This window comes from Moraxella sp. I5G (genome assembly GCF_055193055.1).
The window spans coordinates 18,189-31,412 of record NZ_JBUXLH010000011.1; the positions used below are offsets into that span (position 1 = coordinate 18,189).

General features: G+C 39.4%; 12 protein-coding genes. 1 reads left to right on the forward strand and 11 read right to left on the reverse strand.

Translation table 11 applies throughout. From position 1 onward, the window contains the following. Positions 1 to 9: 9 nt before the first annotated feature. Both ACZBKJ_RS07035 and ACZBKJ_RS07040 read right to left on the reverse strand, forming a co-directional pair. Positions 10 to 1,599 (reverse strand): M48 family metalloprotease, encoded by a 1,590-nt coding sequence (locus ACZBKJ_RS07035; RefSeq protein WP_463200278.1) that lies wholly within the window; start codon positions 1,597 to 1,599, stop codon positions 10 to 12. Positions 1,600 to 1,611: 12 nt separating this feature from the next. Then, entirely contained in the window at positions 1,612 to 2,040 is a 429-nt protein-coding gene (locus ACZBKJ_RS07040; protein ID WP_463200279.1) for a hypothetical protein, read from the reverse strand. Positions 2,041 to 2,263: 223 nt separating this feature from the next. Between ACZBKJ_RS07040 and ACZBKJ_RS07045 the strand changes: the two genes are divergently transcribed. After that, complete coding sequence (locus ACZBKJ_RS07045) at positions 2,264 to 3,712, forward strand: YihY family inner membrane protein (RefSeq protein WP_463200280.1); 1,449 nt, start codon at positions 2,264 to 2,266, stop codon at positions 3,710 to 3,712. A gap of 14 nt (positions 3,713 to 3,726) precedes the next feature. Here ACZBKJ_RS07045 and hisA read toward each other — a convergent pair whose 3' ends face one another. From hisA to ACZBKJ_RS07090, 9 genes are all read right to left on the reverse strand, one after another. After that, a complete protein-coding gene (gene hisA, locus ACZBKJ_RS07050) occupies positions 3,727 to 4,455 on the reverse strand; it encodes a 1-(5-phosphoribosyl)-5-[(5-phosphoribosylamino)methylideneamino]imidazole-4-carboxamide isomerase (protein WP_463200340.1) in 729 nt (242 codons plus the stop codon). Between the two features lie 104 nt (positions 4,456 to 4,559). Further along, the gene (nqrF, locus tag ACZBKJ_RS07055) at positions 4,560 to 5,795 is read right to left on the reverse strand and encodes an NADH:ubiquinone reductase (Na(+)-transporting) subunit F (RefSeq protein ID WP_463200281.1); all 1,236 of its coding nucleotides are present in this window, start codon (positions 5,793 to 5,795) and stop codon (positions 4,560 to 4,562) included. Between the two features lie 9 nt (positions 5,796 to 5,804). After that, complete coding sequence (nqrE, locus tag ACZBKJ_RS07060; protein ID WP_463200282.1) at positions 5,805 to 6,413, reverse strand: NADH:ubiquinone reductase (Na(+)-transporting) subunit E; 609 nt, start codon at positions 6,411 to 6,413, stop codon at positions 5,805 to 5,807. Next, the gene (locus ACZBKJ_RS07065; RefSeq protein ID WP_463200283.1) at positions 6,413 to 7,078 is read right to left on the reverse strand and encodes an NADH:ubiquinone reductase (Na(+)-transporting) subunit D; all 666 of its coding nucleotides are present in this window, start codon (positions 7,076 to 7,078) and stop codon (positions 6,413 to 6,415) included. The genes nqrE and ACZBKJ_RS07065 overlap by 1 nt, the downstream gene beginning before the upstream one ends. A 2-nt stretch (positions 7,079 to 7,080) precedes the next feature. Then, positions 7,081 to 7,884, reverse strand: coding sequence for a Na(+)-translocating NADH-quinone reductase subunit C (locus ACZBKJ_RS07070; protein ID WP_463200284.1), 804 nt, complete (start codon positions 7,882 to 7,884; stop codon positions 7,081 to 7,083). Beyond that, positions 7,865 to 9,097: an NADH:ubiquinone reductase (Na(+)-transporting) subunit B gene (locus tag ACZBKJ_RS07075; RefSeq protein WP_463200285.1), complete on the reverse strand. Its 1,233-nt coding sequence runs from the start codon at positions 9,095 to 9,097 to the stop codon at positions 7,865 to 7,867. Before ACZBKJ_RS07075 ends, ACZBKJ_RS07070 begins: the two co-directional genes overlap by 20 nt. A 3-nt stretch (positions 9,098 to 9,100) precedes the next feature. After that, positions 9,101 to 10,447 (reverse strand): Na(+)-translocating NADH-quinone reductase subunit A, encoded by a 1,347-nt coding sequence (locus ACZBKJ_RS07080; protein ID WP_463200286.1) that lies wholly within the window; start codon positions 10,445 to 10,447, stop codon positions 9,101 to 9,103. A 404-nt stretch (positions 10,448 to 10,851) separates the two neighbouring features. Further along, positions 10,852 to 11,934 (reverse strand): LPS export ABC transporter permease LptG, encoded by a 1,083-nt coding sequence (gene lptG, locus ACZBKJ_RS07085; protein WP_463200288.1) that lies wholly within the window; start codon positions 11,932 to 11,934, stop codon positions 10,852 to 10,854. After that, positions 11,935 to 13,161, reverse strand: a complete 1,227-nt coding sequence (locus ACZBKJ_RS07090) for an LPS export ABC transporter permease LptF (protein WP_463200289.1) — start codon at positions 13,159 to 13,161, stop codon at positions 11,935 to 11,937. Positions 13,162 to 13,224: the final 63 nt, after the last annotated feature.

Here is a 13,224-nt window from a genome sequence, read left to right on the forward strand (position 1 = left end):
TCATTATAATTAAGGTTTAAAATCGCGAGCATCCAAAATTTCTGTTTTATCTTTTTGTAAGGTTTTTTGCAAAATAACGTCTTGGGCTTGCTTGGCAAGTTCACTTGCCTGGGCATTAGATTGCAGTGCTTGTGTGTATTGACCTTGCCAAAGCTGAATCTGACTTCTTGCCTGTAAAGCGTAAGCAGTGGCGACACTGATTTTTTGACCTGTTAGGGTTTTGGCATGGTTTTGGTAGGCGTTTTGCAATAATGTCCAAGCCTGAACATCGCTGTGATTGGCTTTTACCTGTGCTAATGCATGGGTAATTGCCTGTTCATTTTTACCAGCATCAATCAAGACATCCGCCAAATGCAAGGCTAAATCTCGCCGTTCTGGATAGATGGCTTGACACGCCTGCAAAGTCTCAACCGCCTTATCAAACTGCTTGTCTTTTGTAAATATATGCGCTTTGGTAATGCACACTAAAGGGTCGTTATCATCAAAAATTGGTTGATTTTGCCGAAATAAATAAAATGCTTCCTTAACTTGTCCATTATCTGCCAAAGAAGCTGCCAATGCCAGTTTTGCTCCTGTGCTGTTCTTGGCGGCTATTTTTAAATCACCCAAACCAACTTGGTTGGTTACATACTTAATTCGCCAAACCAATTTATCAAATTCTTTAGCAAGTACCTCTTGGCTTACCATGTTTGTCTTGGGGTATTGACTGGCTCGGGAAGTGGCTTCTGATAAACGTTCGGCAGTAAAAGGGTGTGATTGCATAAAACTTGGCATATACGCATCTTTTGACTGATACAAAGTCATTTGTTTGTATAAATGCGCAAAAAATCTAGGCATTGCTGATGCATCATAACCTGATTGAGTTAAAATCTGCATACCAATACGGTCGGCTTCTCGTTCGTGTTCACGACTGTGTGATGCTGATACTTCAGCGCTTGCTGTTTGTGAGCCAGCAATTGCCGCCAGTGCTGCATCACCGCCAGCAGATTTACTAGCCGCAATTGCTGCTAACAGTCCGCCTAGCTGCAATGCAATGAGTTTCTTTTTATTGTCTTTACTATGTTCATAATGCCTTTGAGCTAAATGAGCGATTTCGTGAGCCAGTACACTTGCCACCTCATCCAATTGATTTGCCGATAAAATCGTTCCAGTATTTAAGCCAATCAATCCGCCTGGTACTGCAAAAGCATTGATGGTTACATCGTTAATAATTGGCACAGCAAGCAAACCTTGGCTACGGACATTTGCATTCATTTTTGCGGTCATATTAAAAACCACTTGATTCACCCAAGGGTCAGTAACTAAAGGCATGCTGCTATTCACTTGGCGTAGTGCCCATTCTGCAATTTTACGATTGATATATTCATCATTAAAACGCGCGCCCATCGTCAAACTGGCATTAATTGGTGCATCTTGCAAAGTTTGATGCACATTTGGCAACTGATTTTGGTAAATTGATTTTTTGATGGGAAAAGCAGATTTTGGCTGGTCTAGTTGTTCTTGTAATTTTTTGGAGTCAATTTGATACATGGTGTCAGCAAAACCGCTACTTTGCCAACAAAACAAAGACATCAAAATTATAACTATCTGTTTTTTCATCAAATTTCCTTTTTAGGCGGTTTTGTACATTGGCGGTAAGCGCTTTAATAACATAAACAATAAAATATTAATCCCAAGTAAAACAAAAGCCTCTACTCCAGACGCCCAGCCAAGAAGTTTGTTTTGCGCATATAAATACACCACAAAAAACACACACGCTGATGAAAAATACAATAGCGTAACCAGATGGGTGATAATCAAGGCATATGGCGATTTAGCCTTGATGACAGCGGGAGTAAAAAGCAAGGCGGGCAACGTGATGATAAATTGCCAAAAAATTCCAAAGATTATTTCTTGACCTTCACGACTTGCAAGATAAGGAAATCCAAAAATACGATACAACACCCAAAAAAACCAACACCCCCAAAGCAGCTTGATAATAAAATCGATTGGTTTATTTGCTGACAAATCAGCTGCCTTGATTTTGGTGGTTTGAGTCATACTAGGTGCCTTGTTGGGTTAAATGGATATTTGAAAATATACGTATTTAAAAACAATACCAAGTTAATATTGAGTGATATCAAATGATAATAATTGCTATTATATCTCAAAAAATTCAAAATAATTTATTCTAAATGCGTTTGTTAAGAATTACACAAAATCATAGAAAAACCCAAGCAATATTGTTACACTAAGGATTTTTTAGATATCCAAAGTTTTTATAATGAATTTTTTTAACAAACTAACTTTTTCTAGGCAACCTTGGTTTTTATATTTGCGTTTATTATTTCGGAATTTTTTAGATGATGATTGTCAGCAAAAAGCATCCAGTTTAACTTATACCACGTTGTTATCACTTGTGCCAATCTTAACAGTAATTATCGTGGTATTTTCGGTTGTACCAGCATTGGCGGATGTACGTGAGACTCTGCAAAATGCCATTTATGATAATCTGCTACCAATGTCCAAAGCAACCATCAGTGAACACATTGAAAATTTTACTCAAAAATCAAGCAATCTTGGATTGATTGGTATTGTTGGTTTGTTTGTTACCACAATTATGACGCTACTCACCATAGAAGAAGCTTTCAATAAAATTTGGCGTGTCAAAGAACGTAGCAGCATCGTATCTAGTGTGGTGCGTTATTGGATGATGATAACATTAGCACCGATTGTATTAGGACTTGCCTTCGGCGCGTCAGGAGCCATTAAGGGGTTTAGTTTTTTAAATCAACAAGTTGCAGGTTATGCGATTGATTGGTCTATTTGGGCTCAAATCATTACTTTTTTTGCGATGGCATTAGGATTTGTTGGAATGTACTGGTTCATTCCTAAAGCTCAAGTTCCCTTAAAAAATGCCGTCATTGCAGGCGTGGTGGTTGCGGTATTATTAGAAACGCTCAAACAAGTTTTTGGCACTGTCATGAGCAATTTTACCAGTTATGAAGCCATTTATGGCGCATTTGCGGCATTGCCTGTGTTTTTATTGTGGATTTATTTTTCATGGAATGTTATTTTGCTGGGTGTGGAAATTAGTTACACTTTAACTATTTTTGAAAATAAAAACACCCAAAACCACCCTTTGTTACTAAGTTTGCTGTTGATGCTTTATGTATTACATCAAAACTACCAAACAGGCAAAGCCACCAATGAAAACGAACTGCGCGCGGTACTTGGGCATAATAATCTACAAAAATGGCAAGAATATATCAGTATCCTTACCAAAGAAGGTCTGATTGCTCACACCAAAGATGATTGTTATTTATTAAAAACGGATTTGCACACAGTTAATTTATGGCAATTCTATCAAAGACTTCCTGCCAATTTATTGATTAAAAACGATGTTTATTATCAAATTACTCAAGAAGAATCAGCAGCTAATGCTTGGCTAACTCGTCTGTATCAGCATTTGGAAGTCATAGAAAATATCGCTGCCAAAGAGCTGGGTTTTTCTTTGGGAATGCTGTTTTGTGGTCAATTCTCAACTGATAAACAGCCGTTAGATACAGATACCACATTACAATCTTTCCCTCAAAACAGCACAGAGATTGCCAAAAATAACGCAGACAATCAAAAAATTGAGGGGTCAATAGCAATGGTCTCAAAAAATAATACCATAAAAGACAAAGTTGTAGCTTGGATTAAAAATCGCAAAACCACAAAAAATCATTGATAATCAATAAAAGATTATTTTTTATCTAAAAATGCTTGGGCTTGAGCTAAATCTAAGGTACCTTCATAGATTGCTCGCCCAACGATTGCTCCAAGTAAATAATCATCATATGGTTTTAGGGCTTCTATATCCTTTATACTGGTAACACCACCTGATGCAATAACAGGAATCTGACAGGCTTTAGCAAGTTCAACCGTTTGATTAACATTGACTCCTTGCATCATGCCATCTTTGGCAATGTCTGTATAGACAATACTGCTTACACCAGCATCAGCAAAACGCTTGGCAAGGTCAGTGGCTTTGGTATCGGTTACATTTGCCCAACCATGAGTTGCTACAAAGCCATCTTTAGCATCAATGCCCACCATGATTGCACCAGCAAATTCTTTACACGCTTCTATGACAAAATTTGGGTCTTCTAGTGCTTTGGTGCCAATAATGATATAACTTAGCCCAGCACTAAGATAATGCTCAATGGTGTGTAAACTTCTCACCCCACCGCCTAACTGAATGGGCAAATTTGGATAAGCTTTAGCAATGGCTTCCACAATATTTTTGTGCACAGGCACTCCATCAAATGCTCCATTTAAATCGACCAAATGAAGGCGTTTTGCACCCTGTTCAACCCATTGACTTGCCATAGCAACAGGGTCATCACTAAATACCGTATCGTCTTGCATACGTCCTTGTTTTAGGCGAACGCACTTACCATCTTTTAAATCAATCGCAGGAATAATAAGCATGGACATAATTTTTCCTTTTTTTATAAGAATTGTTATTGTAGCATCTTTTATGATAATGTACATTGACAAAAAAATAACCTGCCAAAAGACAGGTTATTTGTTTGTTAGCCGCCGAAATTATCCAGCATGATATTTTCATCTTCAACGCCTAGCGATTTTAGCATTTTAATCACCGCGTCATTCATCACTGGTGGCCCACACATATAAAACTCACAGTCTTCAGGGGCTGGATGGTCTTTTAGATACTCTTCATAAAGTACATTATGAATAAATCCTGTATAGCCTGTCCAGTTATCTTCAGGTTGTGGGTCGGAAAGTGCAACATGCCATTCAAAATTATCAAATTCTTTGGCAAGTCCGTCATAATCCTCAACATAGAACATTTCACGCTTACTTCTTGCACCATACCAAAAGCTGATTTTTCGGTCAGATTTTAGACGTTTTAATTGGTCAAAAATATGCGAACGCATTGGTGCCATACCTGCACCACCACCAATAAATACCATTTCGTTTTTAGTATCTTTGGCAAAAAATTCACCATAAGGACCAGATACAGTAATCTTGTCACCTGGTTTTAAACTAAACACATAAGACGACATTTTACCCGGAGGAATGCCCTCGGGACCGCGCGGCGGCGGGCTGGCAATACGAATGTTAAATTTGATAATGCCTTTTTCTTCAGGATAGTTTGCCATCGAATAGGCGCGAATCACTGGCTCATCCACTTTGGATACATAACGCCATAAATTAAACTTATCCCAATCTTCGTGGTACTCAGGAGCAATATCAAAGTCTTTATAATGCACTTCATGAGGTGGCGCTTCAAGCTGCACATAACCACCAGCACGAAATGGCACTACTTCACCCTCAGGGATTTTTAGCGTCAGTTCTTTAATAAAAGTTGCTACGTTGTCATTAGAAACAACCGTACATTCCCATTTTTTAACATCAAAAAACTCTGGGTCAATTTCAATTTTCATATCTTGTTTAACTGCAACTTGGCACGCTAAACGCATATGGTCGCGAATTTCACCTTGAGTAAAATGCCCTTCCTCCGTAGGTAAAATATCACCACCACCATCAATGACCTTACAGCGACATTGTCCGCAACTACCACCACCGCCACAAGCTGACGATAAAAAAATGCCTTCACCAGCAAGAGTTTGCAAAAGTTTACCGCCCGCTTCCACCGAAATGGTGTTGTCAGGGTTATCGTTAATGTTGATATTGACTTTGCCTGTGCTTACCAATTTGGATCGAGCTGCCAAAATCACAACCACCAGCCCCATAATAATGACGGTAAACATGGCAACGCCACCCATTACAATATTAAAATCCATACCGTCTCCTTATAGTGACATACCACCAAAAGACATAAAGCCTAACGCCATCAGTCCTGCGGTAATAAAGGTAATGCCAATTCCACGAAGGGGGGCTGGCACGTCTGAATATTTAAGTTTTTCGCGAATGCCTGCCATTGCAGTAATTGCTAAAGCCCAGCCAAGTCCTGAACTAAAACCATAAACCGCCGATTCAGCAAAGTTGTAATCTCGTTCTACCATAAATAACACCGCACCCATAATCGCACAGTTTACGGTAATTAATGGTAAGAAAATCCCCAAGGCGTTATACAGACTTGGAACAAATTTATCCAAAAACATCTCAAGAATCTGTACAACCGCAGCAATTAGAGCAATGTAACTTAAAAACCCTAAAAAACTCAAATCGGTATCAGGAAAACCCACCCAAGCTAACGCGCCATCTTTTAAGAGATATTGGTAAAGTAGATTGTTTAAAGGTACAGTCAAAGCCATCACAAACGTAACGGCAATGCCAAGCCCCAAAGCTGTAGATACTTTTTTAGATACCGCAATAAAGGTACACATACCAAAAAAGTAAGCCAATGCCATGTTTTGAATAAAAACGGACGTGATAAATAAACTAACATAATGTTCCATTAGTGCTTCTCCATGCCTTTAGATTGTGGTTTTATCACAAATTCTGCAGGTTCAATGTGGTGTGGTTTCCACATACGAAGCAGTGCAATAAACAAAGCAATGATAAAAAATGCTGAAGGTGGTAACAGTAACAAACCATTTGGCACATACCAGCCACCATCTTTAATGGTTTGTAAAATCGTAATACCAAACACAGAGCCCGAACCAAACAGCTCACGAATAATTGCCACCAAAACCAACATCACTGAATAACCTAAGCCGTTACCCAAACCATCAACAAAACTTGCCACAGGCGGATTGCTCATCGCAAAGGCTTCAGCGCGCCCCATTACAATACAGTTGGTGATAATTAGTCCGATAAATACCGATAAGGATTTACTAACTTCATAAACAGCCGCTTTTAAAATTTGGTCAACAACAATCACCAAAGAAGCAATAACTACCATCTGTACAATAATACGAATGGATGATGGGATTTTGTTACGGATTGCTGAAATAAAGAAACTTGAAAATGCTGTTACCAAGGTCAAAGCAATGCTCATAACCAGAGCATTTTTGACGCTAATGGTAACCGCCAATGCAGAACAAATACCCAAAACCTGTACAGCAACTGGGTTGTTGTCAATAATTGGCGTGGTTAGGATTTTTTTTAGGTCAGTTGCCATGATTAACCTTCCTTGCCATTACGTAGATTATCCAAAAATGGTTTAAAGGCACGTTCGCCAAGCCAAAATTGAACCATATTATTCACCCCAGCGCTGGTTAGGGTTGCTCCACTAATACCGTCAATCTTACCGGGTTGTGGACTGCCTGCCTTTGACACACCAATGGTTACTTTGTCAAAACTATCATTATACGTTTTTGCACCATTCCATTTAGCGCGCCAATCTGCCTCTTCAATCAGCGCCCCTAGACCGGGAGTTTCTTTATGCTGATAAAATGAAATGCCTTCAATGGTGTTAATATCGCTTTGCAAGGTGATAAAACCGTAAATTTGCCCCCAAAGACCATAACCATTAATCGGTAAAATGATATTTTTGATTTTACCTGATTCGTCTTTTAGAAGGTAAACTTTAGCGTATTTTGGTACAGCGCCAACACGCGCAGGGTCGTCATCACCTAATTTTACACCCAATTCATCAGATTTAGCGGCTTTAGCAGGGTCATACGCATCAATATTGGTAATGCCTGCTTTGGTCAGTTCATCTTCAGTAGCAAAAGCGCCTGATTGAGTGTTGATAATTTTGGTTTCCACATTTTTAAAGCGTTCTTCTACAACGCTGGCCGCATCTTTGGTTGGGTCAAATAAGTTTGCCGCCATCAAAATATTTTTATTACGGTCAATCTGCACGTTGGATAGCTGTTTTGGTTTTAAACTCACCGCTGCCACAGACACCAAAACCGAGCAGATTAAGCACAAAATCAAGGCAGTTGCCAGCGTGCTGACATTACTATTCTTGGGTTTGGACATGACGCATTCTCCGTGCAGTTTGACGTTTAATACTAGCTTGCACTACAAAGTAATCAAACAAAGGTGCAAACAGGTTGGCAAATAAAATCGCCAGCATAATGCCTTCTGGGAACGCTGGGTTGACCACACGAACCACTACAGTCATAAAACCAATGAGCAAACCATAAAACCAGCGACCTGTATTGGTGTGAGCAGCTGAAACAGGGTCTGTTGCCATAAATACTGCACCAAACATAAAGCCACCAATTACCAAATGCCAATGTGGAGCAAGGCTCATCATCGGATTTGAACCGCCGATTAAATTAAAAATAAAAGAGGTGGCAACCAAACCAATAACAGCGCCACTAATCACACGCCAAGATGCAATTTTTGTCCACAAAAGCCCAATCATGCCAATCAAAATTGCCAAAACGGATACTTCACCAATGGCGCCTTGCATATTACCTAAAAATGCATCTGTCCAAGTAATGGCGTTACCATAAACGTCTGTAAACTTATCAGCGGTAATGCCTGTTGCTGCTTGACCTAAAGGCGTTGCACCACTAAAACCATCGACGGCTGTCCACACACTCGCCCCTGAGATGGATGCAGGATAAGCAAAGTATAAAAACGCACGTCCTGCCAATGCTGGGTTTAGGAAGTTTTTACCTGTACCACCAAACAATTCTTTGGCAACGACCACCCCAAAACTAATCCCTAAAGCAACTTGCCATAAAGGAATATTTGGTGGCATGGTCAGAGCAAATAAAATTGATGTAACAAAAAAGCCTTCATTAACTTCATGACGTCTAACCACAGCAAAGACGATTTCCCAAAAAATCCCTACTACGAAAGTTACGATATAAATGGGTAAAAACTGCATTGCCCCATAAACAAAACACGCCCAAATGCTGCTTGGGTCATAACCTGCTAAACTGGTAATCACAGTACGCCAGCCCTCTGGGGTGATTTTGGCATGCTGCATATAAGTTAGAGCCTGAAAGCCAGCGTTATACATACCCCAAAACATTACAGGAAATGCACAAAGCCACACGGTAATCATAATCCGTTTTAAATCAACCCCATCACGAACGTGGCTAGCACTGTAGGTTTGGGCAGATGGCTGACGGAAAAAAGTGTCAAACATCTCAAAAACGGCATAATATTTTTCGTATTTACCGCCTTTGGTAAATGACGGATGCATACGGTCAAAAATGTCGTGAATAAATTTCATTGGTTAGCCTTCCTGCTCAATACGGGTTAAGTTATCACGCAGAATATCGCCAAATTCATACTTGCCAGGCGATACAAAGGTACACAGCGCCAAATCTTCCTCATCAAGCTCCAAAGCTCCTAAATCCACTGCCGTGATAATATCACCAACAATCAAGGCGCGTAAAAGCTGAGTGGGTAAATAATCCTGTGGCATTACCTTTTCAAATGTACCAATGGGCACCATTGCGCGCGGTGAACCGTGTGTACTGGTTGTAAAGGCGTATTTTTTGGACTTAAAAAACTGTGAAATATAGATAGGTAAAATTGAGAAGCGGTTTGCCCCAAAGCTAAAAAAGTGCATGGTAGGACGTTCACGACCTTCTCGAATTACAGATACTTGATTGTGAAAACGTCCTAAATAATTAACCACACCAAACGCTTTACGTCCTGATAATACTGACCCTGAAATGATACGGTTGTCTGTGCCATCTAACTGGTTTTGGGTAAGTTCAGCAAGACATGCTCCGCGAGACGTACGAATATAGCGAGGATTTTTAACCACAGGTCCTGCTAAAGCAATGATACGGTCGGTGTAAATTTTACCTGTCGTAAATAATTTACCAATGGCAATCACATCTTGATAGCCGATTGTCCATACCGTTACGCCGCGCGCTAATGGATGCAAAAAGTGAATGTGAGTACCCACATTACCTGCTGGATGTACGCCAACAAAACTTTCATAGATGGTTTTATTGGTAACATGGCTGGCTTTAGCAGGCGTGGTCGCTCCATGACACACATAAGTGGTTGGTGATAGCACTGACAACACCGCTAAACCATCGTTAAATGCGTCTATCTGGGTTTTTAAAACATCATCAGGATTGACCGCCAAAGGATTGGTATCGGTTGCGGTTACAAAAATTGCAGATGGTGTACTATCAATTTCTGGAGTGCGACTAAAGGGTCGGGTACGAAATGCCGTCCATTCGCCTGAATCAACCAGTTGTTTTTTGACAACTTGTTTAGACAATTTGGCAAGTTCGCTGCTGGAGTAGGCATCAAAGGTAATTTCACTGGTGTTTTTGGTGTCTTTTTCTATCACCAAACTCTCAAAAACACGGCGTTCACCACGATTAATCGCCACAACTTTACCACTAACTGGTGCCGTGTACTTTACACCTGTACGTTTTTTATCCACAAACAACACCTGACCTTTAGTAACCACGTCGCCTTCCTTGACATTCATGGTGGGTCGCATACCGATATAATCATAACCGATAATGGCAACTTGGGTGGGCGTATGTTCGCTAATTTGATTGCTGGGACTACCTAAAATGGGTAAATCCAGACCTTTTTTGATGGTAATCATAAGCGGATACTTAATTTAAGACCAAAATACGCCAGTACAGACGACCATCGCCCAAAAGAGCAAAAGTGGCTACCTGATGGCTGGCTACCAAGATTTTTTTGATATATCGCAAAAAATCAACAAATCCACTAAAAACAAATCCAATTGTTGCTTAAGTTTTACTATCATTTTATTGCGTATATAATAAGTCTTTCAATTATACGTCAAAAAAGGAGTAATTTACAGTCTTTTTCGGTAATGTTTCAATACATAAGGCTTGATATAAATCAAAGACCTTTACGTCGCTTTATTTGCAAAGAATTGTCCATTATTGATTTTTGCAAAATGTTTAAATCATTTAACAGCTCTTTTATTTAAATTCGTTTACAAACATTACTTTTAAGATAAACCAGTTTTATTTACGATTACGGCTGACGTTTTAATAGCCAAGCACCAACCCCAGCGCTAATCATAATTGGCAAAAGCGCCATAACCAACGGAGAAACATTTATCGCCAGTGCCACAAACCCTAATAAGTCAGTTAAATAACTAAATAAAAGTCCGGTCAATAATGCCATTACAATTCGAAGTCCCAAACCTTGAGAACGCAAGGAACCAAACACAAACGATGACGCCACTAGTACCAATGATAATACCGCAAATGGTGAAAATAGTTTTTGCCAAAAGCTCAATTCGTGACGCAAAGAACGCAGTTTTTGATGAGTCATCAACTGTTTGTGAGCGTACAAATCCGTCAAAGATAAATCGTCAGCATCTTTGGTTAATAAATGTACATCTGTTGGAGAAATAGGCAGCGCCAGCGTTTGAGCATTGTCATAACTTTGGGTTACGCCAGTTTTATTAATAGTTATCTCGTTAATATCCAGCAGCTTCCAAATATAATCATCCTGATTTTTCTTATCATAAGTACCGCCATTGGCACTAAGCGCATGGGTAAGTTCAGCATCTGCTAAACGATACTGCTTAATTTGTCCTAACTGACCTTTGTCATCAGCATAGCCAATATAGGTAATTTGTGTAGCATTGTCTTGCTGTTTTACTGACCAATATCCTTTGATTGAAATGATGTCATGACTATGATGGTCTCTAATTTGTAGAGCTTTTTGATTGGTAATGGGTAAAATAAACTGATTGACTGCAAGCGATAACACCACAAATAAAAATGCAGGAATCATTGCCCAGCTAATAATTTTATATTTACTAACACCTACCGCGCGCATGACCACAAGCTCGCTATTGCCAGCTAGCAATCCAAGACCAATCACCACACCAAGCAAAGCACCTGTTGGAATGAACTGCACCAAAAAATAAGGGGAGCGGTAAAAAATAAATTTAAGCGCATCAATAAATGTATAAGTGTCAGATAAATTTTCAAGTTCTGACAGATATGCAAAAACCATTTGCAAAAGCCAAAGCCCAATTACAGACAATAACATTGCAAAAAAAGCTGAGCGCATCACATAACGGGGCAAAATCGCTTGATTCATTTATACTCCCGTTCTTGGTAATTGGTTATTTGAAGTTTTGTTTAAACGAATTTTAAGCATGACTTTATCATGATAATTTAGGTAAAAAGCAAACACAAAACAGCCAAACACCGCTACAGGATAAATCCATACACCAATTTTGCCTTTGGTAATGGTTTCTTTTAAGGAAATTAAAATCAGTACATTGGCTACAAAAATAAAAATTGCAGGAATTAACTTTAACCATCTGCCCTGTCTGGGTTGAACCACTGAAAGCGGGGTTGCTAGCAGTACAGCCACTATCATCAAAAACGGAAGGCTGATGCGGTAACCAAGTTCTGCCTTTTGCTCATGCAAATCTTCTTGGGTCTTTGGTGGTGTTTGGGTGATATTTTGTATCAGCTCAAATGTGGAAACGCCCTCTATTTTCATTGGTTTAGCTTGTTTATCACTTTTACCCGCCAAACTAATTCGATACCGTCCAAAGCCTATTTGACTGTATTCACGACTTTTGGTATCCACCTCATAACGACGGCCTTCATGTAAATCTAAACGAATGGTACCATCATCACTTGGCACTTGGGTTGCTGATTTGGCAAAAATAATGTTGTCTTTGCTATTAATTAAGTCTTTGGGGAGTTTACTGGTGTCAATTTGAGTTAATTTCGCATCTGAAACTTCACCAGTTTCAGGGTTTTTATTGGCAGGTTTTTGGATAAAACTACCTTTACCATTCATACTAATAACAATCACATCTTTTAGATAGTCTCTGTTTTCGCCAACTTCACCAACATACAAATGGTAATCACCGCTACTGATAAACTGTTTTGGGCGAATCAAATCAAATAGTTCAACTACGGCCTGTTCTTGCCAAATATTAGTTGCCTTTGCCACGCCCCATGGTTTGCCAAACAATGTCAGCCATATCTCAGCTATAAACGCCACTAAAATCAATGGTAAAATCAGCCAAGACAGTTTACCACGGCTAATACCACTGGCGTTTAGCACCGCCATTTCATGGTCGCTATACATACGCCCAAACGTCAGCATCAATCCAATAAAAAATGACAATGGCAAAATCAATTCCAAAAAATAAGGTAGATTATAACCAATCAGTGTAAATAGAACGCTTACATCAAGCCCACCTTCAGCTGCAATACCAAAGTAGCGAATTAGGCGGCCACCAAGCAACATGACAGTCAAAAATCCCAACACCAAAAGGGTTGTTATCGCAACTTGACCCATCATATAACGGCGTAAAATCATAACTATTTAATTAAAAAAATTTAAAAAAGAAGTTTATTATAGCAA

What these genes read in the sequence shown, in the direction of transcription:
- ACZBKJ_RS07090 (WP_463200289.1), bottom strand. Translation starts at nt 13,161, where the DNA reads ATGATGGGTCAAGTTGCGATAACAACCCTTTTGGTGTTGGGATTTTTG.
- lptG (WP_463200288.1), bottom strand. Translation starts at nt 11,934, where the DNA reads ATGAATCAAGCGATTTTGCCCCGTTATGTGATGCGCTCAGCTTTTTTT.
- hisA (WP_463200340.1), bottom strand. Translation starts at nt 4,455, where the DNA reads ATGCTTATTATTCCTGCGATTGATTTAAAAGATGGTAAGTGCGTTCGC.
- ACZBKJ_RS07045 (WP_463200280.1), top strand. Translation starts at nt 2,264, where the DNA reads ATGAATTTTTTTAACAAACTAACTTTTTCTAGGCAACCTTGGTTTTTA.
- ACZBKJ_RS07040 (WP_463200279.1), bottom strand. Translation starts at nt 2,040, where the DNA reads ATGACTCAAACCACCAAAATCAAGGCAGCTGATTTGTCAGCAAATAAA.
- ACZBKJ_RS07070 (WP_463200284.1), bottom strand. Translation starts at nt 7,884, where the DNA reads ATGTCCAAACCCAAGAATAGTAATGTCAGCACGCTGGCAACTGCCTTG.
- ACZBKJ_RS07035 (WP_463200278.1), bottom strand. Translation starts at nt 1,599, where the DNA reads ATGAAAAAACAGATAGTTATAATTTTGATGTCTTTGTTTTGTTGGCAA.
- ACZBKJ_RS07075 (WP_463200285.1), bottom strand. Translation starts at nt 9,097, where the DNA reads ATGAAATTTATTCACGACATTTTTGACCGTATGCATCCGTCATTTACC.
- ACZBKJ_RS07065 (WP_463200283.1), bottom strand. Translation starts at nt 7,078, where the DNA reads ATGGCAACTGACCTAAAAAAAATCCTAACCACGCCAATTATTGACAAC.
- nqrE (WP_463200282.1), bottom strand. Translation starts at nt 6,413, where the DNA reads ATGGAACATTATGTTAGTTTATTTATCACGTCCGTTTTTATTCAAAAC.
- ACZBKJ_RS07080 (WP_463200286.1), bottom strand. Translation starts at nt 10,447, where the DNA reads ATGATTACCATCAAAAAAGGTCTGGATTTACCCATTTTAGGTAGTCCC.
- nqrF (WP_463200281.1), bottom strand. Translation starts at nt 5,795, where the DNA reads ATGGATTTTAATATTGTAATGGGTGGCGTTGCCATGTTTACCGTCATT.